Raw genomic sequence first — 21,415 nt, forward strand, 5'->3', positions numbered from 1 at the left:
TCCCGATCAGTTCATCCTACGCGTGTGGAGCAGGGCTCGGCCCCGCCCTGGGCGTCGTTCAGGCGTCGACGGACGCGCGACTGCGAGCCTCGCGGATGCGCGCGTCCCGCTCCTTCAGCTGTGGCTCGTTCTCGCGGAACAGCGAGTACAGCGGAGCCGCGACGAACAGCGTGGAGTAGGTAGCCACCAGGATGCCGACGAAGATCGAGAGCGAGATATCGGTGAGCGACTCCGCCCCGAGCCAGAAGGCGCCGATGAAGAGCACCGCACCGACCGGAAGAGCCGCGACGACCGACGTGTTGATGGAACGCACGAGCGTCTGGTTGACCGCGAGGTTCACGGATTCGCCGAAGAGGCGCGCGGATTTCTCCCCGTCCTCCGTCGTGTTCTCTCGGATCTTGTCGAACACCACGGTGGTGTCGTACAGCGAGTACGCGAGGATGGTCAGGAAGCCGATCACCGCCGCGGGCGAGATCTCGAAGCCGGCCAGCGCGTAGACGCCGACGGTGATCACCAGGACGTCGAGGAGTCCGATGATCGCGGCGGCCGACATCTTCCACGTGCGGAAGTAGATCGCGAGGATGAGGAACGTGAGGGCCAGGAAGATCGCGAGGCCCCACAGCGACTGCTTGGTGACGTTCTCGCCCCAGGCCGGTCCGATGAAGGACGATGTGACGTCACCCGGCTCGACGCCATAGGCATCGGCGAGTGCGTCTGCGACCTGCTGCGTCTCGGCCGCACTCATCTGATCCGTCTGGACGCGGATGTCCGTGTCGTTGACGACGACGACCTTGGTGGCGGCGCCGGGGACGACGGACTGCACGGCTTCGGTCGCCGTGTCCTGGTCGACGCTGTCCGGCGCCTGCACGGTGAACTGCGACCCGCCGGTGAACTCGATGGAGAACTGCACGGGGCGGAACAGGGGCACGAGAGCGGACCCGACGACCAGGACGATCGCGATGATGAACCACAGACGGCGCCTGCCCACGAACGGGAAGGAGGTCTTCCCCGAGTACAGGTTGTTGCCGAATTCATTCATGGAAGGCATCAGGCGTCTCCCTCGCTTCCGGCATTGTTCGGTTTGTCGCCCGCGAGCGCTTCGGCGCGCTTGCGTTCCGCGATGGTCTGCCTGCGGTCGGCCTCACCGCGGGATCGTGCGTTCCGCGCTCCGCGCCCTGCGGAGGCCGTGGCCACCTCACGGAACTGAGAGCGGCTGCGGTAGACGGCGCCGAGCGCTTCGGGATCGAGTCCGGAGAGCTTGTGCCCCCCGCCGAAGAACCGGGTGCGCGCGAGCAGCTGCATCACCGGGTGCGTGAAGATCACGAAGATGAAGACGTCGATGAGCGTCGTGAGACCGAGCGTGAACGCGAAGCCCTTCACCGTGGCGTCGGCGAGGATGTACAGCACCAGCGCCGCGAGGATGTTGATGGACTTCGAGATGTAGATGGTCCGCTTCGCGCGGCCCCAGCCGTCTTCCACGGCCGCGGTGATCGACTTGCCGTCGCGGAGTTCGTCTCGTATTCGTTCGAAGTAGACGATGAACGAGTCCGCGGTGAACCCGATCGAAACGATCAGACCCGCGACACCGGCGAGCGAGAGGCGGAAGCCGATACGCCACGCCAGGATGCAGATGATGATGTACGTCAGCACGGCCATCACGGCGATCGACGCGATGATCACCGAGCCCAGCGCGCGGTACACGATGAGGGAGTAGATCGCGACCAGCGCGAGACCGATGAGTCCGGCGATCAAGCCGATCTGGAGCTGCTGGGTCCCGAGCGTGGCGGAGATGGTGTCGGAGCTCTGCACGGTGAAGCTGAGCGGCAGAGCACCGAACTTCAACTGGTCGGCAAGGGTGGTCGCCGTCTCCTGCGTGAAGCTCCCCGAGATGCTGGGGCGGCCGTCCAGGATCACGCCGTTCATACGCGGTGCGCTGATCACGTCGCCGTCGAGAACGAACGCGAACTGGTCGCGGGGCGACAGGCCGTCGATGCGGTTCTGGTTCAGGCGTGTGCTGACCTTGCCGAAGGCGTCTCCGCCCTCGCCGTTCATGGTCAGCTGCACGATCCAGGCGCCGGACTTCTGGTCACGACCGGCGGAGGCATCGGTGATCGCGGTGCCGTCGAGCTCCGTGGGCCCGAGCAGGAACTTCTGCGCGTCGTCCGGCGAACAGGCGACGACCGGCTGATCCTTCGGCTCGCGCGACGGGTCGTTGTCGGGGTTCGCACAGTCGTAGGCCTGAAACTCCGCCGCGAGCTTCTCCGTCACCCAGGACAGGTCGCTCGCGTCGGTCGGCTCGGCCGTCGGCGTGGCGTTGAGAGTCGGATCCGGAGTCGGGAACGGAGTGGAGTTCCCGTCCTCGCCCACGAACTCGGTGCCGGCGGCGTCCGTGTAGAGAACCGGCCGCAGTTCGAGCTGTGCGCTGGCCTGGATGCGCTCACGCGTCTGCGCGTCCGCCTCGCCGGGGATCTGGACGACGATGTTCTGTCCGCCCTCGGTCGTGATGTCGGCTTCCGCCACACCCGACGCATCCACGCGCTGGCGGATGATCGCCGCGGCCTGGTCGAGCTGCTCCTGCGTAGGAGCCGTTCCGTCCTCCGTCTCGGCGCTCAGGACGATCTGCGTGCCACCCTGGAGGTCGAGCGCGAGCTCGGGGGTCCAGGAGCTCGCCGGCGCGCCCTCGCTGTCGGTGAAGACGAATACGCCGAGGGAGTTGATGCCGAAGAGCACGCCCGTCACGAGGAGCAGGCCGAGAAGGACCCGCCAGGCGTGACGGACGGGAGAGGATGAAGCCACGTGTGTTCAGCTTTCTGGAAGGACGGAGATCCGAAGAGGCCGCGTCGGCCGCGAGGTCACTTGTCGTCGGCGTCGCGCTCGAGCCGGGCGCGCGTCTCCTCCGGGGTCTCGACGGCCGGAGCGACCGACTCGTCGAGCGCGGGCTCGTCGGTGGCGTCGACCGGCGCCTCGACGACCGCGTCCTTGGGCTCGACGACGCGCAGGATGGCCTGGCTGTGCACGTCGATGATCGTGCCCGGAGCGATCTCGACCAGGGCAGGCGTGTCGAGGTCCTCGGGGTCGTAGGAGACGATCGTCCCGTAGATGCCGCCCTGGAGGAGCACCTTGGCGCCGGGCACCGTCTTGGTCGCCTTCTCCTCCTGCTCAGCCTTCATCTGCTTCGTGCGCTTGCGCGTGTTGAAGATCATGAAGACGAGGAGGACGGCGAGAAGTCCGAAGAGCAGGAATTCCATGGGCATGAGGTAGCGCCTTTCTCAGGTGCACGCTCCAGCCTTTGGGCGCGCGAAGATAACCGGGAAGTCTTCAGCGATTATAGGTCATCCAACTTAAGCATCCCGTCCGGATGCGGAATACCGAGATGGGCGTACGCCTCGGGCATCGCCACACGCCCACGCGGAGTGCGCCCGAGGAAGCCGATGCGCACGAGATACGGTTCCACCACGCTTTCCACGGTCTCCGCCTCTTCGCCGACGGCGACAGCGAGCGTGCTCAAGCCCACGGGGCCGCCCCGGAATCGACGGACGAGCGCATCCAGGACCGCACGGTCCAGCCGATCGAGACCGATGGCGTCGACGTCGTACAGCTCGAGTGCCGCACGGACGTCGTGGATGTCCGCTGCTCCCCCGCCGTGCACCAGCGCGTAGTCACGCACCCGGCGGAGCAGACGGTTGGCGATCCGGGGTGTCCCCCGTGAGCGTCGCGCGATCTCGGAGAGCGAGTCGGTCGGCAGATCGACACCGAGCACGGCGGCGGAACGGGCGATGACCTGCTCGAGTTCCGACTCCTCGTAGAACTCGAGGTGTCCGGTGAAGCCGAACCGGTCGCGAAGGGGGTTCGGCAGCAGGCCGGAGCGCGTCGTCGCACCCACCAGGGTGAAGGGCGAGAGTTCGAGCGGGATGCTCGTGGCGCCCGCACCCTTGCCGACCATGATGTCGATCCGGTAATCCTCCATCGCCAGATAGAGCATCTCCTCGGCGGAGCGGGCCATGCGATGGATCTCGTCGATGAAGAGGACCTCACCGGGCACAAGGCTCGACAACAGCGCGGCGAGGTCGCCCGCATGCTGGATCGCGGGCCCGCTCGACAGCCGCAGCGGCCGCTCGCTCTCGTGGGCCACGATCATCGCGAGAGTCGTCTTCCCGAGCCCCGGAGGACCGGCGAGCAGGATGTGGTCGGCGGGCCGGCTCTGGATGCGCGCAGCATCCAACAGCAGCTGCAGTTGGCCGCGCACCTTCTGCTGACCGACGAAGTCACCGAGGCTCGTCGGCCGCAGCGCGCCCTCGATCGCGAGCTCGGTCTCGTCGGAGGGCTCGGTGGCGTCGAGCGGATCAGACACGTGCCTGACCCCCCTGTGCCGGTCCGAGCAGGGCGAGAGTGCGTCGGAGGAGCGATGCCACCGAGGCACGCTCGGACTCCGTCGCATCGGCAGCGGTCTGGACGGCGGCCTCGGTGGCCACCTTCTCCGACCAGCCCAGACCGATCAGGGCCGCCGCCACCTGGGTCACGACGTCCGTCCCGCCCGAAGCGGCGGGTTTCGGAGCGGCGGCGAGGGCCTGCACCTTTCCCGCGAGCTGCACGACGATGAGCTTGGCGGTCTTCGGCCCGATGCCGGACACTCGTCGGAACGGAGCGTCGTCCTCCGCCGTCACGGCTTCGGCGATCTGCTCCGCGGTGAGGTGTGAGAGCACGCCGAGAGCAGACTTGGGCCCCACTCCGGTGACGCTGATCAGCAGACCGAAGATCTCCAGTTCACCCCGATCGGCGAAGCCGAACAGCGAGAGAGCGTCTTCGCGGACGATGAGGCTCGTGTGAAGGAGCATCTTCTCCCCCACGGCCGCCGTGTGCGCGACATCGGCAGGGACCGCGACGGAGAATCCGACTCCACCCACATCGATGACGACCTGATCGGCTGTCGCATGCAGGACGACACCGTGCAGTGAGGAGATCATCGTGCCAGCCTACGGCGTCGCTCGTAGATATGTTCGAGCGACACGCTTCTCGGCATCCGCCCACGCGCGCTGCGCGGGAGTCAGCGCCCCCTGCCCCGCCGCTGCCGGCCCTCCGCGACGCCACGCGTGACACAGAGCGATGGCGAGAGCATCGGCGGCGTCTGCCGGCTGCGGCAGGGCGTCGAGCCGCAGGATCCGCGCGATCATCGTCTGCACCTGTCGCTTGTCGGCCGCGCCGTAGCCGGTCACCGCCGCCTTCACCTCGCTCGGCGTATGGGTGGCCGCGGGGAGCCCCGACTCGGCGGCGACCAGCAGCGCGACACCACTCGCCTGCGCGGTGCCCATCACCGTATGGGTGTTCTGCTGGGCGAACACCCGTTCCACCGCGACGGCATCGGGGCGGTGTTCGGCGATCACGGCGCGTATGCCAGCCGCCACGATGGCGAGACGATCGCCGGGCTCGGCATCCGGCGACGAGCGGATCACTCCGACGTGCACCAGGGTGCCGCGACGCGAGCGATCGACATCGACCACGCCGACCCCGCACCGCGTGAGGCCCGGGTCGATGCCGAGCACGCGCAGAGAGGAGGTCATCCCCTCAGGCTAGGCCGCAGCGCCGACAGGGGCCGTCCGGCGCGCCTACGCGTCGTCGTTCTCCAACTCCGCCTGCACCTCTGCGGTGAGGTCGAAGTTGGTGAACACGTTCTGCACGTCCTCGCTGTCTTCGAGCGCGTCGATGAGCCGGAAGATCTTACGTGCGGTGTCGGCGTCGATCTCGACCTTGAGGTTGGGGACGAACTCGACGTCCGCCGACTCGTAGTCGATGCCTGCTTCCTGCAGCGCCGTGCGGACGGCGACCAGGTCGGTCGCCTCTGTGACGATCTCGAAGCCCTCGGCGTGCGGCTCGATCTCCTCGGCGCCGGCCTCGAGCGCCGCCATCATGACGTCGTCTTCGGTCGTGCCCTCGGAGCCGACGACGATGACGCCCTTACGACTGAAGTTGTAGGCGACGCTGCCGGGGTCGGCAAGAGTGCCGCCGTTGCGGCTGAGAGCGGTACGCACCTCGGCGGCCGCACGGTTCTTGTTGTCGGTCAGACACTCGATCATGAGGGCGACCCCGTTGGGTCCGTAGCCCTCGTACATGATCGAGAGGTACTCGACGGCCTCACCGCCGATGCCCGCACCGCGCTTGACCGCGCGGTCGATGTTGTCCTTGGGGACCGAGGTCTTCTTCGCCTTCTGCACCGCATCGAACAGAGTCGGGTTGCCCGCGAGATCAGGCCCGCCGAGCTTGGCCGCGACCTCGATGTTCTTGATGAGCTTGGCCCAGGACTTCGCGCGCCTGGAGTCGATGATGGCTTTCTTGTGCTTCGTGGTCGCCCACTTGGAATGCCCGGACATAAGTCTCCGCTCGTCGTATCCGCCCCGGAGCGTGCCCAGGGCGTCGTCCATTCTATCGAATCGCCGCAGCCGCCCGAATGGCGCCGTATGAGGGCGCTCATCCCCTGGTGTCCCGACGCGTGCAGGTGTAGTCCTGAGACATGACCGGCAACTCTCCTGACGACAGAGCGCACGCACTCGAGACGGCCCATCATGCGGCCCTGCGATTCCTCGACTCCGTCGACGAGCGCCCGGTCTGGCCTCGAGCCTCTCTCGATGACATGCTCGCCGCATTCGGCGGGCCGCTCGCCGAAACGGGGATCGACCCTGCCGAGGTGATCGAGGAGATCGCGGAGAACGCCGATCCCGGACTGGTCGCCATCCCCGGCGGGCGGTTCTTCGGTTTCGTCATCGGCGGGACATACCCTGCCGCACTCGCCGCCGACTGGCTCGTCTCCGCGTGGGACCAGAACTCCGGATCATCCATGCTGGCCCCCGCGACGGTCGCCATGGAGCGCATCGCAGGGCAGTGGATGCTCGACCTCTTCGGCCTCCCTCCGACGGCCAGCGTCGGATTCGTCACGGGCGGCCAGCTCGCGAACTTCACCTGCCTCGCCGCCGCCCGGCAGGCCGTGCTCTCCCGCGCCGGATGGGACCTCGCGGAGAGCGGGATGCGCGACGCACCCCGAATGCGCTTCGTCGTGGGCTCCGACCGTCATGGATCGATCGACCGCGCGGCGCGATTCCTCGGCATCGGACGCTCTGAGCTGATCGTGGTCCCGTCCGACGACCAGGGGCGGATGCGCGCCGACGCACTCGAGCCCGCACTCGCCGACGGAGAGGGTCCGCTCATCGTGTGCCTGCAGGCGGGCGAGGTGCACACAGGGGCGTTCGACGAGTTCGACGTTCTCACCGCGATCGCGCACGCCCATGGCGCCTGGGTGCACATCGACGGGGCATTCGGGCTCTGGGCGGCGGCAGCACCCTCCTTGAGCCATCTGACCGAAGGGATCGCCGCCGCCGACTCCTGGGCCACCGACGCGCACAAGACGCTGAACGTCCCGTACGACTGCGGCATGGCGATCGTGCGCGACCCCGCAGACTCGATCGCCGCGTTCCGCACCGGCGGCGACTACCTGATCTACTCGGGTCTCGACCCGTGGGACGTCACCCCCGAGCTGTCACGGCGGGCTCGGGGTGTGCCTGCGTGGGCGGCTCTCCGCAGCCTCGGCAGGTCCGGCGTCGCGGCGCTGATGGATCGCCTCCATGCGAACGCGCTCGGATGGCCGCCGGTCTCGAGACGATCGACGGAGTCGAGGTCCGCAACGAGGTCGGGTACACCCAGGTCATGTTCTCCCTCGACTCCGACGAAGGCACCCGTGCCCTCGGCGCGGCGATCCTGGACGAGGGGACCGCCGCCGTGACGGGTGCCGAGTGGCGCGGTCGTGCGGCATTGCGATGCTCGATGTCGTCATGGGCGACGACCGCCGAAGACGTCGACCGCACGGTGCACGCCATCCGGGGCCTCGTGGCGTCCGCACCGCGCAGAGCGTGATCTCGCCGGTCGGCCCGCTCGCGGAGTGCTGCTAGCGTCGAGGAACCCGTGCCCCGGGGCCGCGACGCTGCGAGCGAAGGGAACGACACCATGAACGCAGGCGCCGACCGACTCCGACCTGAGTGGTCCGCACTCCCCCTCCTCCTCCGCGCCCGCATCGTGGACGCCATCGGAGGGCGCTTCGTCAGAGATGCTCCCGCCCAGAACGGATTCAGCGCGGGTTACGCAGGGGTGGTCACCACGACCAGGGGCACGGCATTCGTCAAGGCCTGTGCGCACGACGGCCACCAGGACTCCCTCGCCTATCTCCGTGCGGAGATGCGAGTACTCGCCGTGCTGCCCTCGGAGATCGCTCCCACCGTGCTGGGCGACGTCGATGAACCGGTCGGCGCTGCACTCCTGCTCGCCGCCATCGACGGCCGTCACCCGGGGACCCCTGGGTGGTCGATGACCTTCATGCCATCGCGGAGCGCCTTCGGGTTCTCGCCTCGACCCCCGCGCCCGTCGGGATGCCCGATGCCACCGACAGCATGATCCCCGGCTTCACGCGCTGGCGCGACATCGCCGACGACGAACACCTGGCGCACGGCCTTCCCGACGGGCTGAAGGAGCGGATCGCCGAGCTGCTGCGGATCGAGCGCGGTCTCGGCGACGCCGTGAGCGGGCGGGTGATCGTCCACGGCGACGTGCGCGCAGACAACATCCTCGTGCAGGACGGGCGAGCACATCTCCTGGATTGGCCGCATGCGCTCAGGGGCGCCCCGTGGGTGGACCTCCCCTGCCTGCTGCCCAGCATCGAGGCGGCCGGGGTCCCTCGTGCGAGGACGCGTGGCGCGTCTTCGAAGAGCACGGGGCCCCGCCCGCCCCGGAGATGATCGCGATCATCTCCGGATTCGCGTCGTTCCTCTGGTACGCGCAGGCGCAGCCGGACATTCCTCAGCTCCCCGGGCTCCGGGCGTTTCAGCGCGCACAGGCGCTCCCCGCGCTGCGCTGGCTCGACGTCCTGCTGACACAGACTCAGGAACGTGCGGAGTCGAGGTAGGTCAGCACCGCCCGCACCCGGCGGTTCTCCTCGACCGGTCCGAGGCCGAGCTTGGTGAAGACGTTGCCGATGTGCTTGCTCACCGCGGCGTCCGTCAGGGTGAGCGTCGCCGCGATCTGGGTGTTCGACTGACCGTCTGCCATGAGCGCGAGCACTTCACGTTCTCGCACCGTGAGGGTGTCGAGCGGCCCCGGCCGCGAGGAGCCGAGAAGATGCCGCACCACCTCAGGGTCGATGACCGTCCCCCTGCGGCGACGCTCTCGAGCGCGGTGGCGAAGTCGCGCACCCGGTTCACCCGGTCCTTGAGCAGGTACCCGATCGCACCTTCCGGGAGTGTGAGCAGTTCGCGGGCGTAGGTGTCGGCGATGTACTGCGAGAGCACCATGATCGGCTGATGCGGGTGAAGGGCGCGGATACGGAGTGCGGCACGGAGCCCGTCGTCGCTGTTCCCCGGCGGCATGCGTACGTCGGTGATCACGAGGTCGGGCAGGTCTCCGGCGTCCGCCGCGCGGCCGAGCGCCTCGAGCAGTCCAGGCGCCGACTGCGCGGTCGCCGTGACGGTATGGCCGAGCCGCTCGAGCAGTGCGGTCAGCGCTTCGCGCAAGAGCGCGGAGTCCTCAGCGAGCAGCAATCGCATTCGGCACCGTTCCGTCCGTGAGCAGGGGCAGCATCATGTGAAGGGTCGTCGGTCCTCCGGCGGGACTCACCACCGCGAACCGCCCGCCGAGTGTCTCTGCGCGCTCGCGAAGGCCTCGTAGTCCGGTGCCGCCGTTCGCATCCGCACCTCCGTGCCCGTCGTCCGTGACGACCATCGACAGCAGACCGTGCTCCACACGCCCCTGCACGGTGACCCTCGTCGCGACGCTGTGCTTGGCGGCGTTGCTGATCGCCTCGGTCACCAGATAGTAGGCGGCGGTCTCGACCGCGACGGGAAGCCTGCCGACGTCGACCTCGAGACGCAACGCCACCGGGGCACGGTCGGCGAGCTCGTCGAGTGCGGCACGAAGCCCATGGTCCATGAGGACGACGGGATGGATGCCGCGCACCGTGTCCCGAAGCGTCCCCATCGCCTGCTCCGCCTGGCTCTGCGCGGCCTCGAGGGCCTCGCGAGCGGGCAGTGTGTCTGCACCTCGCGCTTCGAGGTCGTCGAGCTCGAGGCTCACCAGGCCGAGCCGCGCGGCGAGCGTGACGAGTTCCTGTTGCACACCGTCGTGCAGATCGCGCTCGATGCGCCGCCGTTCGGTCTCGAACGCCTCGACGAGCGTCACGCGCGACTGGATCAGACGTTCCATGTTGCGGACGAGCTCGTGCTGCCGCGGGCTGCAGAGCCCGCGCAGGAGCGACGCCTGCCCGGCGGCGAGCACGGCGTTGACGTAGGCGATCGCGCAGACGGCGATCAGCCCGATCGGGACGACCGGCCACCAGGTGTCGGGAGCGACGAGCACCCATGCGTCGCCGAAGAGGTTGATGCGCGTGGGGCCGCGGGCACCGGAGACGGCGATGTAGACCAGGAGCACCGCCCCGAGACCTTCGAAGAACAAGACAGCCAGCACGACCCAGCCGATGAGCAGGTCGACGAGCACAGCCGCCGCCTCGCGCCACGTCGCGCCTTCACTCATCCGCACCGCCAGCCAGATGTGTCGCTGCTCCCGGGCCAGCGGCACGTGCCCCGACGCCTGGGCGGGAAAGCCGAGCCAGCGGGTGCGACGACGCTCGATCGCGCCGATGACGATTCCCCACAGCGGCACCAGCAGCACCGACACGATCAGGACGGGCAGGAGCAGCACCCCGATCAGGGCACTGGCCACGAGGTAGAGGAGCACGCGCCACGGCCAGCGTCCGACCAGGAAACGCCACGGCGCACGCATCATCGCATGCCATACGGTCTCGTCCCCCATGCCTCCACCCTAGGGAGCGGACGCTTCTGCGGCGCTCATCTCCCACGAAGAGTAGACCCAGCTCTACCAGGATCCTCGTCCCCACTCCCTCGCGCGGATCGCGGGGATCCCCTGGAATGAGCAGGTGACCGAGCCACTGATCCATGCCGCGAACCTGCACAAGACCTTCCCCGGCGCCGGAAGGAGGCAGCCACGGGTGCCCGTGCTGCGCGGCATCTCCCTGGACGTTCATCCCGGCGAGATGATCGGCATCGTCGGACCCAGCGGATCCGGCAAATCCACCCTGCTCTCGTGCCTGTCCGGTCTCGAGTCCTACGATTCCGGTACCATCCACGTCGCCGGTCAGGACCTCGCGGCGCTGCGTCGCGGCGCATCGGCTGCCCTGCGCCGTCGCCACATCGGCTTCGTGTTCCAGTCTTTCAACCTGATCCCGTCGCTGAGCGCACGGGAGAACGTCGCCCTGCCCGCTCGGCTCGCCCGACGCAAGGTGCAGCGCGCGGACGTCGACCGCGCCCTGAGCGATGTCGGATTGGCGGACAGAGGCGGCCATCGACCAGGACAGCTCTCCGGAGGACAGCAGCAGCGGGTCGCCATCGCGCGCGTGCTCGCCCTCCGTCCGGACATCGTCTTCGCCGACGAGCCCACCGGGTCGCTCGACACCGCCACGGGCGCAGACGTGCTCCGACTCCTGCGCGCCTCGTCCGGGCACGGGCGTTCGGTCGTGATGGTGACGCATGACCTCGAGGCCGCCGCGCTCGCCGATCGCGTTCTCGTGCTCCGCGACGGGACCATCCATGACGAGCTGCGACACCCGACACCGGAACAGGTCTTCGAATCCGTGAGCAGGGCAGGGGCCGGCGCATGATCCGCCTCGTCGTGAGCGATCTGGTCCGGCAGTCACGAGTGTGGCTCGGTGTCCTCTTCGTCATCATCGCCACCGGGTTCGTCGGGGCGATCACGGCGGCCCTCCTGGAGACCGGGAGCGTCCACGGGGGCGCCGTGCAGGAGGGACTCTCGAGCACCGCGTCCGCCGTCATCATGTTCACCGTCATCACGGCTCTCGTCGTGCTCGGATCTGCAGCGAACCTCACGATCTCACTCCAGCTCCGCACCTACGTGCTGTGGCAGCTCGTGGGGGTGAGACCGGCTCTCGTCGGCGTCGTCGTCCTCGCCCAGCTCGGCATCGTCGGACTCGTCGGCGCGTTCGTCGGATGCCTCCTCGCCCTCCCCGTCTTCCCGTCGCTGTTCGTCTGGGTGTTCCGTGAGTGGCCGGACATGCAGGGGATCAGCGTGCATCTCGGCGGCGTGAGCATCCTCATCGTCACCGTCGCCATCGGCGTCGTCGTGCTCCTCGGCGGACTCCGCAGCGCGCGGCGCGCAGCCCGCACACCGCCGATCGAAGCGCTGCGTGATGCGGAGCCGCCGCGCATGCGCATGGGCTGGCTCCGGATCGTTCTCACCGTCGCGACGGTGGGCGCAGTGGTCGCTCTCGTGTTGAATCTCGACGGCGGCGCATCGATGTCGACGTTCTCCGGGCAAGCTGTGCTGCTGACACCGCTGATCGCTGCTGTCTTCGCGGCCGCGGGACCTCTCCTGTTCCCGCTCGTCCTGCGCGCATGGACCGCGGCGATACCCGCGCGTGCGTCTGCCACATGGCTGCTGGCCAGGAACTCGGCGCGCTATCGACTCAGCCGCTCCAACGCTGCGATCGGTCCCCTCATGGTGGCGATCGCCCTCGCCGGGGTCTCTACACGACCGCGCAGACGACGGCCGCAGCGCAGGCCGCGCGCACCGGAAGCGATGCCGGGTTCTCCCTCGCCCCCGAGGGGGTCGTGATCCTGCTCGGCGGCCCGCTGCTCCTGTCCGGTGTCGCCGCGGCCGCCACGGTCTTCATGTCGAGTCATGCCCGAGGACGCGAGTTCGCGCTGATCCAGGCGGTCGGCTCCACGCCGCCGACCATCCTCCTCGTCGCCGTCTGGGAGGCCGTGGCCTACGCCGTGACAGCGGTCATCCTGGGCGCCGCGGCCACCGGCATCGGCGGGTTCCTCATCGCCGATGCGCTCGACCTGCCCGGCGCCGCCGTCTCGTTCCCCGCCATGGGCCTGATCTCCGGCGGCGGACTGCTCCTGCTTCTCGCCGCCACCGTGTTCCCCACTGCCGCGGCGCTTCGCACCGAGGTGCCGCGCGCGCTCGCGGTCGAGTGATGCCACCGGAGCGGCTCGCCGGGAACGGCGCGGCAGACCGAGGGCCTACCCCTCCCGTGCCGCCCGGAACACCCGGGCACTGTCGAGGAAGCGCTCATGGAAGCGGGTCTCGCCGTCGACTTCGGGGTGGAAGCTCGTGCCGAGGAGGGCCCCCTGCTCGACGGCGACGACGGTTCCGTCCGCCAGCGAGGCGAGGACGTGCACGCCTGCACCGACACGGTCGACGACGGGGGCACGGATGAACGTCGCATGCACGGTCGGCGCGCCCAGGGCGGGGACGTCCAGCTCCGTCTCGAACGACTCGTTCTGACGCCCGAAGGCATTGCGGCGCACGTCGATGTCCATCCCGCCGAAGGACTCCTGTCCGTCGATGCCGTCCAGCACGGCGTCGGCGAGCAGGATCATCCCCGCACATGTCCCGTAGACGGGCAGGCCGGCGCCGATCGCGTCGCGGATGGGGCGCTGCATCCCGAAGACGCGGGAGAGCTTGTCGATCACGCTCGACTCGCCGCCGGGGATCACGAGCCCGTCGAGCGTCGACAGCTCCTCGGGGCGGCGCACCAGGGCGACATCGGCGCCGAAAGTCCGGACAGCAGGGCGGCGTGTTCGCGCACGTCGCCCTGCAGCGCGAGCACTCCGACGCGAGGACTACCAGCCACGCTCGGCGAGCCGGTGCGGAGCGGGGAGGTCGGAGACGTTGATGCCGACCATCGCCTCGCCGAGTCCGCGTGAGACCTCGGCGATGACCTTTGCGTCGTCGTAGAACGTGGTCGCCTTGACGATCGCCTTCGCGCGCTCGGCAGGGTTCCCCGACTTGAAGATGCCCGAACCGACGAACACGCCATCGGCGCCGAGCTGCATCATCATCGCCGCATCCGCGGGAGTGGCGACACCGCCCGCCACGAACAGCACGACGGGGAGCTTCCCGGTCTCCGCGATCTCTGCCACGAGCTCGTACGGCGCCCGCAGCTCCTTGGCCGCGACGAAGAGCTCGTCCTTGGGGAGAGCGGTGAGAGCCGCGATCTCACCGCGGATCTTGCGGATGTGCTTCATCGCCTCCGACACGTCGCCGGTGCCGGCCTCTCCCTTCGACCGGATCATCGCTGCGCCTTCGTTGATGCGCCGGAGAGCCTCGCCGAGGTTGGTGGCTCCGCACACGAACGGCACCGTGAAACCGTACTTGTCGATGTGGTTCACGTAGTCCGCTGGGGAGAGCACCTCGGACTCGTCGATGTAGTCGACGCCGAGCTCCTGCAGCACCTGCGCCTCGACGAAGTGCCCGATACGCGCCTTCGCCATCACGGGAATCGACACCGCGTCGATGATGCTGTCGATCATGTCGGGGTCGCTCATCCGCGAGACCCCTCCCTGCGCGCGGATGTCGGCGGGGACACGCTCGAGCGCCATCACGGCGACGGCGCCGGCGTCTTCGGCGATCTTCGCCTGCTCCGCGGTGACGACGTCCATGATGACGCCACCCTTGAGCATCTCGGCGAGGCCGCGCTTGACGCGCGAGGATCCGGTGGTGGTCTCGGTCATGTGGAGCTCCTATCGGGATGATCCGAAAACAGGTTTGATCTAGGTCAAACATAACACTGTCGGCGACGACCTAGAATCGTCGAGGAGGACCATGAGCGACCAGATCAGCGGAACCTCGGCGTCGGATATCGCCGACAGCGTGCGTGCGCTGCACGACCGCGGCATCCTTCGCGCAGGGAGCGTTCTGCCTCCGGTGCGGGAACTCGCCGCCACGCTCGGCGTGAACCGCAACACCGCGGTCGCGGCGTACCGGCAGCTCGCCCAAGCGGGGCTCGTGGTCTCCCGCGGACGCGCGGGAACGGTCATCGCCGGCCTCGGATCCGTCGCCCAGGAAGGGTACGCGCCCGATACGGTGCTGCGGGACATCGGCACCGGCAACCCCGATCCACGTCTGATCCCCGATCCGGCGCCTGCGCTCATGACGATCGCCTCCCGCCCTGTCCTCTACGGCGAACCCGTGATCGATCGAGGGCTCGAGGAGTGGGCGCGGGAGTGGATGTCGGTCGACCTGGACGACGACGACTTCCGCATCACGGTCACCAGTGGCGCGGTCGATGCGGTGGAGCGCCTTCTCGCACAGGCGCTGATGCGCGACGACGCGGTCGCGCTCGAAGACCCGTGCTTCCTCGCGAGCATCCACACCGTCCGCCTGGGCGGGTACCGCGCAGTCCCTGTTCCGGTCGATGCCGAGGGGATGACGGTGGAGGGACTGCGGGCGGCGCTGGACGCCGGTGTCCGCGCGATCATCTGCACGCCCCGCGCGCAGAATCCCACAGGGGCGAGCCTCACGCCCGCCCGTGCGGCGCAGCTCCGCGCGCTCCTGGTCGATCACCCCTACGTGCTCATCATCGAGGACGACCATTTCTCGGTGCTGTCACAGCGACCCTACGAGTCGCTCATCGGCCCCGAACACCGGCGGTACGCGCTCGTGCGCTCGGTGTCGAAGTTCCTCGGACCCGACATGTGCCTTGCGATCGCCGCGACGGATGCGGAGACCGCCGGCCGGCTGGCGATGCGCCTCAGCCCCGGCACCACGTGGGTGAGCCATCTGCTGCAGCGGCTCGCCCTCACCCAGCTGACCGACGACTCCGTCATGGCGCAGGTCGCCGCGGCAGCGAGCCACTACGCCGCGCGGAACACCGCCTTCGCAGAACGGCTGCGGACGGCAGGCATCGACGCCACGGTCTCCGACGGCCTGAGCCTCTGGGTCCGGCTCCCGCAACCGGCACGCATCGTCGCCGAGCGGCTGATGCGGCGCGGATGGCTCGCCAGGACCGGAGACGACTTCGCGCTGGACGAGAGTGCGGAACCCTCGCACCACCTGCGCCTCACCGTGCACGATCTGTCCGACGACGATGCCGGGACCCTGGTCGCCGACCTCGTCGCCGCCGGACGATGACCACCTGCCGCGGACGCCTGTCCGCCTGAACGAAAGAGTCGGAGAATGAAGATCCTCTCCATCCAGTCCGCCGTCGCCCACGGCCACGTCGGCAACTCGGCTGCCGTCTTCCCGCTGCAGCGCATCGGTGTGGAAGTGCTCCCGGTCTACACCGTGAACTTCTCCAATCACACCGGCTACGGCGCCTGGCGAGGACCGATGATCGCTCCCGACGATGTGCGCGAGGTCATCACCGGCATCGAGGAGCGCGGCGTCTTCGGCGAGATCGATGCCGTGCTCAGCGGCTATCAGGGCGGCGAGGGCATCGGCGACGTGATCATCGATGCCGTCGCCAGGGTGAAGACCGCCAATCCGAACGCCGTCTACGCCTGCGACCCGGTGATGGGCAATGCCAAGTCCGGCTGTTTCGTGGCCCCGGCGATTCCGGTCCTGCTGCGCGAACGCGTCGTCCCCGTCGCCGACATCATCACGCCGAACCAGTTCGAGCTCGGCTTCCTCACAGACACAGAGCCCGACACGCTGGAGAGCACCCTCGCGTCGGTCGATCTGGCTCACGCGATGGGTCCGCGCACCGTGCTCGTGACCAGCGTCGAACGCCCTGACCGCGAAGAGGGCACCATCGAGATGCTGGCTGCCGACGACACGGGCGCCTGGCTCGTACAGACTCCGCACCTGCCGATGAAGGCGAACGGGTCGGGCGATGTCACCGCCGCGCTGTTCACCGCGCACTACGTCGAGACCGGGAGCGCGAAGATCGCCCTCGAGCGCACCGCATCGAGTGTGTACGACCTGCTCGCGGCGACCCTGGAGTCCGGAGCGCGGGAGCTGCAGCTCGTCGAGGCGCAGGAGTTCTACGCCCACCCGCGGATGCAGTTCACGGCCCGCCAGGTGCGCTGAATCACGCCGTCGCCGCGTCCGCCGGAGGCCAGGCCGCGGCGACGGCGTCGCGCACCTCGCCGAGGAGCTGCGGGAGCGCCTTCGTCTTGGCGATGATCGGGAAGAAGTTGGCGTCGGACGCCCACCGCGGAACCACGTGCTGGTGCAGGTGGGCGTCGACACCGGCACCGGCCACCGCGCCCTGGTTCATGCCGAGGTTGAAGCCGTCGCAGTGCGACACCTCCCGAAGCACTCGCATCGCCGTCTGCGTCAGCGCGCCGATCTCGGCGACCTCCTCGGCAGTCGCCTGGTCGTAAGTGGCGATGTGGCGGTACGGGCACACGAGCAGGTGCCCCGAGTTGTACGGGAAGAGGTTCAACAGCACATAGGCGGTCTTCCCCCGCGCCACGACGAGCCGCTCGGAGTCCGGGTACTTCGGCGCCTCACAGAAGGGGCACTCCTCGCGCAGCGGCTCGGGTCCGGCCTGGATGTACGCCATCCGATGCGGGGTCCACAGCCGCTGGAACTGGTCCGGCACGCCGGCGAGGCGCCCGGCATCCTCCAGCGGCTGCTCCCCGTCGGTCACGCCAGATCCCCCGCTGTCTGCACGAGTCCATGGCTGTCGATGACAGCACGGATGCGGGCGACGGCATCCGCGATCGGCACGCCGTTCTCCTGCGAGCCGTCGCGATAACGGAACGAGACGGTGCCCGCGTCGCGGTCCTTCTCCCCCGCGATGAGCAGCAGCGGCACCTTGCCGGTCGTGTGGGTGCGGATCTTCTTCTGCATCCGGTCGTCCGAGGTGTCGAGTTCGGCTCGCACGCCCTGCGAGCGGAGGGTGTCGATCACGTCGCCGAGGTAGTCGGCGAAGTCGTCGGCGACCGGGATGCCCACGACCTGAACGGGAGACAACCACACCGGGAAGTCGCCGGCGTAGTGCTCGAGCAAGATCGCGAAGAACCGCTCGATCGAGCCGAACAGGGCGCGGTGGATCATGATCGGGCGCTTCTTCTGCCCGTCCTTGTCCATGAACTCGAGGTCGAAGCGCTCGGGCAGGTTCGGGTCGACCTGCACGGTCGAGAGCTGCCAGGTGCGTCCGATCGCGTCGCGCGTCTTGAGGTCGATCTTCGGGCCGTAGAACGCGGCCTCGCCGGGCACCTCGGTCAGCTTGAGCCCGGAGGCCACGGCGACGCGGCGCAGCGCGTCGGTCGACGACTCCCAGAACTCGTCGGAGCCGATCCACTTCGACTTCTCGTCGTCCTTCATCGACAGCTCGAGCTCGAAGTCGGTCAGACCGAAGTCGCGCAGCATCGAGAGGATGAACTCGAGGACCTTGGCGACCTCCGCCTCGAGCTGGTCGGGTGTGACGAAGAGGTGCGAGTCGTCCTGAGTGAAGCCGCGCACGCGGGTGAGGCCGTGCAACGCACCGGAGAGCTCGTTGCGATAGACGGTGCCGTTCTCGGCGAACCGCAGCGGCAGGTCCCGGTAGCTGCGCGCACGCTCCTTGTAGATGAGGATGTGCATCGGGCAGTTCATCGGCTTCAGGTAGTAGTCCTGGCCCTGCTTGGTGATGTTTCCCTCGTCGTCGCGCTCCTCGTCCATCACGATCGGCGGGAACATCCCGTCCTTGTAGGTGACGAGGTGGTTCGAGGTGAGGAACAGGTCTTCCTTCGAGATGTGCGGCGTGTACACGTAGGTGTACCCGCCCTCGATGTGGCGCGTGCGGGCGTGCTGTTCCATCTCGCCGCGGATCACGCCGCCGCGCGGGTGCCAGACCGAGAGACCGGAACCGATCTCCTCGGGGAACGAGAACAGGTCGAGCTCCTTGCCCAGGCGCCGGTGGTCGCGCTTTGCGGCCTCCTCGAGGCGGTGCTGGTACTCGCGGAGCTCCTCCTTGGTCGGCCAGGCCGTGCCGTAGATGCGCTGCAGCTGCGGGTTCTTCTCGCTCCCGCGCCAGTATGCTGCGGCGATGCGGGTGAGGTCCCAGCCGTTGCCGATCATGCGCGTGTTGGGCAGGTGAGGTCCGCGGCAGAGGTCCTTCCAGACGACCTCGCCGTCGCGGGTGGTGTTGTCGTAGATCGTCAGCTCGCCCTCGCCGACCTCGACCGAGGCGCCCTCGGCGGCTTCCTTCCCGCCCTTGAGTCCGATGAGCTCGAGCTTGAACGGCTCGTCCGCGAGCTCGGCGCGCGCCTCATCGTCGGTCACGACACGGCGCACGAAGCGCTGCCCCTCCCGGACGATGCGCTGCATCTCCTTCGAGATGGCCTTGATGTCTTCGGGGGTGAACGGGGTGTCGACGCCGAAGTCGTAGTAGAAGCCGTCGGTGATGGGAGGTCCGATGCCGAGGTTCGCCTGGGGGTTGATGCGCTGCACCGCCTGGGCGAGCACGTGGGCCGCAGAATGACGCAGGATGTTCAGCCCGTCGGCGCTGTCGATCGTGACCGCCTCGACCTCGTCGGTGTCCGTGACGGTCGTGGCGAGATCCTTGAGATCGCCGTTGACGCGCATCGCGACGACGTTTCGGTCAGTGAACAGGGCGAAGCCGTCATTCGGCCGGGCGTTTTCAGGCACAGAAACTCTCCATCTGGTCGGTACCCAGGTTACTCGCATGAGCACCGTGTCCTGACCGCTGCCGAGGTCGCAGATGCGGCGGGCGCGCGACGGGATCGCCCTGTAGCGTGAGCGGATGAGCAGAGCAGTCGCGCGCTGGATCCTCGCCATCGCGCTCGGGGGCATCGGGGTGGCCCATTTCCTGAGCACACGAGGATTCCGGGTGGTGGTGCCCGACTGGGCATCGAGGCTGACACGTCTGGACAAGGATGCGATCGTGGTCGCCTCCGGTGCCGCAGAGGTCGCGCTCGCCGCAGGACTCCTCGCTCTGCCTCGCGAGCGCCGCCGGATCGGATGGGCGACAGCGGCCTTCTTCGTCGCGGTGTTCCCGGGAAACGTCCACCAATGGCGCACGCGGCGCTCCACCCCGGGCTCGACACCGACGGTCGGCGACTCGGGCGGCTCTTCCTGCAGCCGGTCCTCGTCGCGTGGGCGCTGTGGGCGACGTCCGATTCCGGAGCACGCATCAGGCCGACCCGTCGTTAGACCGTGCTCTTGCCTCGATCTCTTTAGCAGCTTCTCGGCGCGGGTTCGACCCCCGACGGCGGATGATGCCCCCTCGACGAGAATGGGGCGATGTCCTCGCCTTCCCTCGTCTGGTTCCGCGACGATCTGCGCCTCGCAGACAACCCCGCCCTGCGCGCCGCCATCGATCGCGACGAGCCGATCGTCGCGGTGTTCCTCCTCGACGAGGAATCGCCCGGGTTCCGGCGTCTCGGCGGCGCGGCGCGGTGGTGGCTGCATCACTCGCTGGCCTCGCTCGCCGAGCGGCTCGTCGAGCGCGGCGGCACTCTCGTCCTCCGACGCGGCCCGGCAGGCCGCGTGATCCCCGAGTTGGCGGCGCAGGTCGGTGCCGGGGCGGTGTTCTGGAACCGCCGCTACGGCGGCCCGGAGCGCGAGGTCGACGCCGCGCTCAAGGCGACGTTGCGTGCACGAGGAGTCGAGGTCGCCTCCTTCGCCGGATCCCTCCTGCACGAACCGTGGACCGTCACGACAGGCAGCGGCACGCACTACTCGGTGTTCACGCCGTTCTGGCGCGCCTGCCAGTCGCTTCCCGCACCGCGCGCCCCGCTTCCCGAACCCCGGGAGATCCGAGGAGTCGCCGCTCCACCGAAGTCCGACGCGCTCGACGCATGGGAGCTCCTCCCGACCGCTCCCGACTGGGCCTCGGGATTGCGCGAGACATGGGAACCGGGCGAACCCGCGGCCAGACGACGCCTGCAGCAGTTCCTCGAGAGCGACCTGCCCTCTTACGACCGCGCGCGGGATGAGCCGGCGGCGGGCGCGACCTCGATGCTGTCTCCGCGGCTGCGCTGGGGTGAGGTGAGTCCGCACACCGTGTGGCACGAAGCGGTCGAGGTGGATGGAGCCGGCGGTTTCCTGTCGGAGCTGGGATGGCGCGAGTTCGCCTGGCATACCCTCTACCACTCCCCCGACCTGGCGACGAAGAACCTCCGTCCGGAATTCGACGCCTTCCCGTGGCCGCCTCTCGACCCCGCACACCTCGACGCATGGCAGCACGGAGAGACGGGTGTTCCACTCGTCGACGCCGGGATGCGCGAACTCTGGCACACGGGTTATATGCACAACCGCGTCCGCATGGTCGTGGCGTCGTTCCTCGTGAAGAATCTGCTCGTCGACTGGCACCTCGGCGAAGAGTGGTTCTGGGACACGCTGGTCGACGCCGACGAAGCCAACAACCCGTTCAACTGGCAGTGGGTCGCCGGGTCAGGAGCCGACGCCGCGCCGTACTTCCGCGTGTTCAACCCTGAGCTGCAGGCGAAGAAGTTCGACCCGCAGCACCTCTACATCTCGCGTTGGGCCGCAGACGCGCCGACGGAGCCGATCGTCGACCTGGGCGAGACGCGCAAGGCGGCCCTCGCGGCGTACGAGGCCGTCAGACGCGCCCCCCGCGAACCTTCCTGAGGCATGCCTCGGCGCTGATTCG

21 protein-coding genes and 3 pseudogenes are annotated in these 21,415 nt (G+C 68.6%); 11 read left to right on the top strand and 13 right to left on the bottom strand.

Going from position 1 to position 21,415, the window contains the following annotated elements:
• Positions 1-58: 58 nt before the first annotated feature.
• From secF to K1X59_RS10400, 7 genes are all read right to left on the bottom strand, one after another.
• Positions 59-1,048, bottom strand: coding sequence for a protein translocase subunit SecF (gene secF, locus K1X59_RS10370; RefSeq protein ID WP_183150067.1), 990 nt, complete (start codon positions 1,046-1,048; stop codon positions 59-61).
• Positions 1,048-2,796: a protein translocase subunit SecD gene (secD, locus tag K1X59_RS10375; protein ID WP_183150068.1), complete on the bottom strand. Its 1,749-nt coding sequence runs from the start codon at positions 2,794-2,796 to the stop codon at positions 1,048-1,050. Before secD ends, secF begins: the two co-directional genes overlap by 1 nt.
• Positions 2,797-2,852: 56 nt before the next feature.
• Positions 2,853-3,254, bottom strand: a complete 402-nt coding sequence (yajC, locus tag K1X59_RS10380; RefSeq protein ID WP_396652534.1) for a preprotein translocase subunit YajC — start codon at positions 3,252-3,254, stop codon at positions 2,853-2,855.
• A 71-nt stretch (positions 3,255-3,325) separates the two neighbouring features.
• Positions 3,326-4,351: a Holliday junction branch migration DNA helicase RuvB gene (gene ruvB / locus K1X59_RS10385; protein ID WP_220173384.1), complete on the bottom strand. Its 1,026-nt coding sequence runs from the start codon at positions 4,349-4,351 to the stop codon at positions 3,326-3,328.
• Positions 4,344-4,964 carry a Holliday junction branch migration protein RuvA gene (ruvA, locus tag K1X59_RS10390; protein WP_220173385.1) on the bottom strand — a complete coding sequence of 207 codons (621 nt, stop codon included), beginning with the start codon at positions 4,962-4,964 and terminating at the stop codon, positions 4,344-4,346. Before ruvA ends, ruvB begins: the two co-directional genes overlap by 8 nt.
• A gap of 9 nt (positions 4,965-4,973) precedes the next feature.
• On the bottom strand, positions 4,974-5,558 hold the full coding sequence (gene ruvC, locus K1X59_RS10395; protein ID WP_220173386.1) for a crossover junction endodeoxyribonuclease RuvC: 585 nt from the start codon (positions 5,556-5,558) through the stop codon (positions 4,974-4,976).
• A gap of 45 nt (positions 5,559-5,603) precedes the next feature.
• The gene (locus K1X59_RS10400; protein ID WP_183150069.1) at positions 5,604-6,365 is read right to left on the bottom strand and encodes a YebC/PmpR family DNA-binding transcriptional regulator; all 762 of its coding nucleotides are present in this window, start codon (positions 6,363-6,365) and stop codon (positions 5,604-5,606) included.
• Positions 6,366-6,505: 140 nt separating this feature from the next.
• Between K1X59_RS10400 and K1X59_RS10405 the strand changes: the two genes are divergently transcribed.
• From K1X59_RS10405 to K1X59_RS21315, 4 genes are all read left to right on the top strand, one after another.
• Positions 6,506-7,768: an aminotransferase class V-fold PLP-dependent enzyme gene (locus K1X59_RS10405; RefSeq protein WP_309491565.1), complete on the top strand. Its 1,263-nt coding sequence runs from the start codon at positions 6,506-6,508 to the stop codon at positions 7,766-7,768.
• 221 nt (positions 7,769-7,989) lie between these two features.
• Positions 7,990-8,433, top strand: a complete 444-nt coding sequence (locus K1X59_RS21305; protein WP_244631870.1) for a hypothetical protein — start codon at positions 7,990-7,992, stop codon at positions 8,431-8,433.
• Positions 8,409-8,774, top strand: coding sequence for a phosphotransferase (locus K1X59_RS21310; protein WP_244631872.1), 366 nt, complete (start codon positions 8,409-8,411; stop codon positions 8,772-8,774). Before K1X59_RS21305 ends, K1X59_RS21310 begins: the two co-directional genes overlap by 25 nt.
• A complete protein-coding gene (locus tag K1X59_RS21315) occupies positions 8,771-8,941 on the top strand; it encodes a hypothetical protein (RefSeq protein WP_258566784.1) in 171 nt (56 codons plus the stop codon). Before K1X59_RS21310 ends, K1X59_RS21315 begins: the two co-directional genes overlap by 4 nt.
• Here the strand turns inward: K1X59_RS21315 and K1X59_RS10415 are convergent.
• Positions 8,917-9,578 (bottom strand): annotated as a pseudogene (locus K1X59_RS10415) (response regulator). The gene K1X59_RS21315 and the pseudogene K1X59_RS10415 overlap by 25 nt on opposite strands.
• Positions 9,559-10,839, bottom strand: coding sequence for a histidine kinase (locus K1X59_RS10420; RefSeq protein WP_183150071.1), 1,281 nt, complete (start codon positions 10,837-10,839; stop codon positions 9,559-9,561). Before K1X59_RS10420 ends, K1X59_RS10415 begins: the two are co-directional and overlap by 20 nt.
• A 124-nt stretch (positions 10,840-10,963) precedes the next feature.
• On the opposite strand from K1X59_RS10420, the gene K1X59_RS10425 reads away from it, so the two are divergent.
• The 3 genes from K1X59_RS10425 to K1X59_RS10435 are packed head-to-tail and all read left to right on the top strand — an operon-like array spanning position 10,964 to position 13,043.
• A complete protein-coding gene (locus tag K1X59_RS10425) occupies positions 10,964-11,704 on the top strand; it encodes an ABC transporter ATP-binding protein (RefSeq protein WP_183150072.1) in 741 nt (246 codons plus the stop codon).
• Positions 11,701-12,675, top strand: coding sequence for an ABC transporter permease (locus K1X59_RS10430; RefSeq protein WP_220173387.1), 975 nt, complete (start codon positions 11,701-11,703; stop codon positions 12,673-12,675). The genes K1X59_RS10425 and K1X59_RS10430 overlap by 4 nt, the downstream gene beginning before the upstream one ends.
• A complete protein-coding gene (locus K1X59_RS10435; RefSeq protein ID WP_183150074.1) occupies positions 12,672-13,043 on the top strand; it encodes an FtsX-like permease family protein in 372 nt (123 codons plus the stop codon). The genes K1X59_RS10430 and K1X59_RS10435 overlap by 4 nt, the downstream gene beginning before the upstream one ends.
• A gap of 45 nt (positions 13,044-13,088) precedes the next feature.
• Here K1X59_RS10435 and pdxT read toward each other — a convergent pair.
• Both pdxT and pdxS read right to left on the bottom strand, forming a co-directional pair.
• Positions 13,089-13,702, bottom strand: a pseudogene (gene pdxT / locus K1X59_RS10440) (pyridoxal 5'-phosphate synthase glutaminase subunit PdxT).
• The gene (gene pdxS / locus K1X59_RS10445) at positions 13,692-14,582 is read right to left on the bottom strand and encodes a pyridoxal 5'-phosphate synthase lyase subunit PdxS (protein WP_183150075.1); all 891 of its coding nucleotides are present in this window, start codon (positions 14,580-14,582) and stop codon (positions 13,692-13,694) included. The pseudogene pdxT and the gene pdxS overlap by 11 nt, the downstream one beginning before the upstream one ends.
• Before the next feature lie 91 nt (positions 14,583-14,673).
• Here pdxS and K1X59_RS10450 point away from each other — a divergent pair, with 91 nt between their 5' ends.
• On the top strand, positions 14,674-15,981 hold the full coding sequence (locus tag K1X59_RS10450; protein WP_220173388.1) for an aminotransferase class I/II-fold pyridoxal phosphate-dependent enzyme: 1,308 nt from the start codon (positions 14,674-14,676) through the stop codon (positions 15,979-15,981).
• 45 nt (positions 15,982-16,026) lie between these two features.
• Positions 16,027-16,878: a pyridoxal kinase PdxY gene (gene pdxY / locus K1X59_RS10455; protein WP_220173389.1), complete on the top strand. Its 852-nt coding sequence runs from the start codon at positions 16,027-16,029 to the stop codon at positions 16,876-16,878.
• Between the two features lies 1 nt (position 16,879).
• Here pdxY and K1X59_RS10460 read toward each other — a convergent pair whose 3' ends face one another.
• Positions 16,880-17,443: an HIT domain-containing protein gene (locus tag K1X59_RS10460; RefSeq protein WP_183150076.1), complete on the bottom strand. Its 564-nt coding sequence runs from the start codon at positions 17,441-17,443 to the stop codon at positions 16,880-16,882.
• Complete coding sequence (gene thrS / locus K1X59_RS10465; protein ID WP_244632583.1) at positions 17,440-19,365, bottom strand: threonine--tRNA ligase; 1,926 nt, start codon at positions 19,363-19,365, stop codon at positions 17,440-17,442. The genes K1X59_RS10460 and thrS overlap by 4 nt, the downstream gene beginning before the upstream one ends.
• A 178-nt stretch (positions 19,366-19,543) precedes the next feature.
• Between thrS and K1X59_RS21320 the strand changes: the two are divergent.
• Positions 19,544-19,953 (top strand): annotated as a pseudogene (locus K1X59_RS21320) (hypothetical protein).
• Positions 19,954-20,043: 90 nt separating this feature from the next.
• Complete coding sequence (locus tag K1X59_RS10470) at positions 20,044-21,393, top strand: deoxyribodipyrimidine photo-lyase (protein WP_183150077.1); 1,350 nt, start codon at positions 20,044-20,046, stop codon at positions 21,391-21,393.
• The last annotated feature ends 22 nt before the right edge of the window (positions 21,394-21,415 follow it).

The sequence above is a fragment of the Microbacterium sp. Se5.02b genome (assembly GCF_019464375.1).
Taxonomy (GTDB): Bacteria; Actinomycetota; Actinomycetes; order Actinomycetales; family Microbacteriaceae; genus Microbacterium.

Bases quoted from the DNA above. Each gene is read 5' to 3' on its own strand.
- secF (WP_183150067.1), bottom strand. From the start codon at position 1,048: ATGCCTTCCATGAATGAATTCGGCAACAACCTGTACTCGGGGAAGACC.
- yajC (WP_396652534.1), bottom strand. From the start codon at position 3,254: ATGCCCATGGAATTCCTGCTCTTCGGACTTCTCGCCGTCCTCCTCGTC.
- ruvA (WP_220173385.1), bottom strand. From the start codon at position 4,964: ATGATCTCCTCACTGCACGGTGTCGTCCTGCATGCGACAGCCGATCAG.
- ruvC (WP_220173386.1), bottom strand. From the start codon at position 5,558: ATGACCTCCTCTCTGCGCGTGCTCGGCATCGACCCGGGCCTCACGCGG.
- K1X59_RS10400 (WP_183150069.1), bottom strand. From the start codon at position 6,365: ATGTCCGGGCATTCCAAGTGGGCGACCACGAAGCACAAGAAAGCCATC.
- K1X59_RS10405 (WP_309491565.1), top strand. From the start codon at position 6,506: ATGACCGGCAACTCTCCTGACGACAGAGCGCACGCACTCGAGACGGCC.
- K1X59_RS21305 (WP_244631870.1), top strand. From the start codon at position 7,990: ATGAACGCAGGCGCCGACCGACTCCGACCTGAGTGGTCCGCACTCCCC.
- K1X59_RS21310 (WP_244631872.1), top strand. From the start codon at position 8,409: ATGCCCGATGCCACCGACAGCATGATCCCCGGCTTCACGCGCTGGCGC.
- K1X59_RS21315 (WP_258566784.1), top strand. From the start codon at position 8,771: ATGATCGCGATCATCTCCGGATTCGCGTCGTTCCTCTGGTACGCGCAG.
- K1X59_RS10420 (WP_183150071.1), bottom strand. From the start codon at position 10,839: ATGGGGGACGAGACCGTATGGCATGCGATGATGCGTGCGCCGTGGCGT.
- K1X59_RS10430 (WP_220173387.1), top strand. From the start codon at position 11,701: ATGATCCGCCTCGTCGTGAGCGATCTGGTCCGGCAGTCACGAGTGTGG.
- pdxS (WP_183150075.1), bottom strand. From the start codon at position 14,582: ATGACCGAGACCACCACCGGATCCTCGCGCGTCAAGCGCGGCCTCGCC.
- K1X59_RS10450 (WP_220173388.1), top strand. From the start codon at position 14,674: ATGAGCGACCAGATCAGCGGAACCTCGGCGTCGGATATCGCCGACAGC.
- pdxY (WP_220173389.1), top strand. From the start codon at position 16,027: ATGAAGATCCTCTCCATCCAGTCCGCCGTCGCCCACGGCCACGTCGGC.
- thrS (WP_244632583.1), bottom strand. From the start codon at position 19,365: ATGCGCGTCAACGGCGATCTCAAGGATCTCGCCACGACCGTCACGGAC.
- K1X59_RS10470 (WP_183150077.1), top strand. From the start codon at position 20,044: ATGTCCTCGCCTTCCCTCGTCTGGTTCCGCGACGATCTGCGCCTCGCA.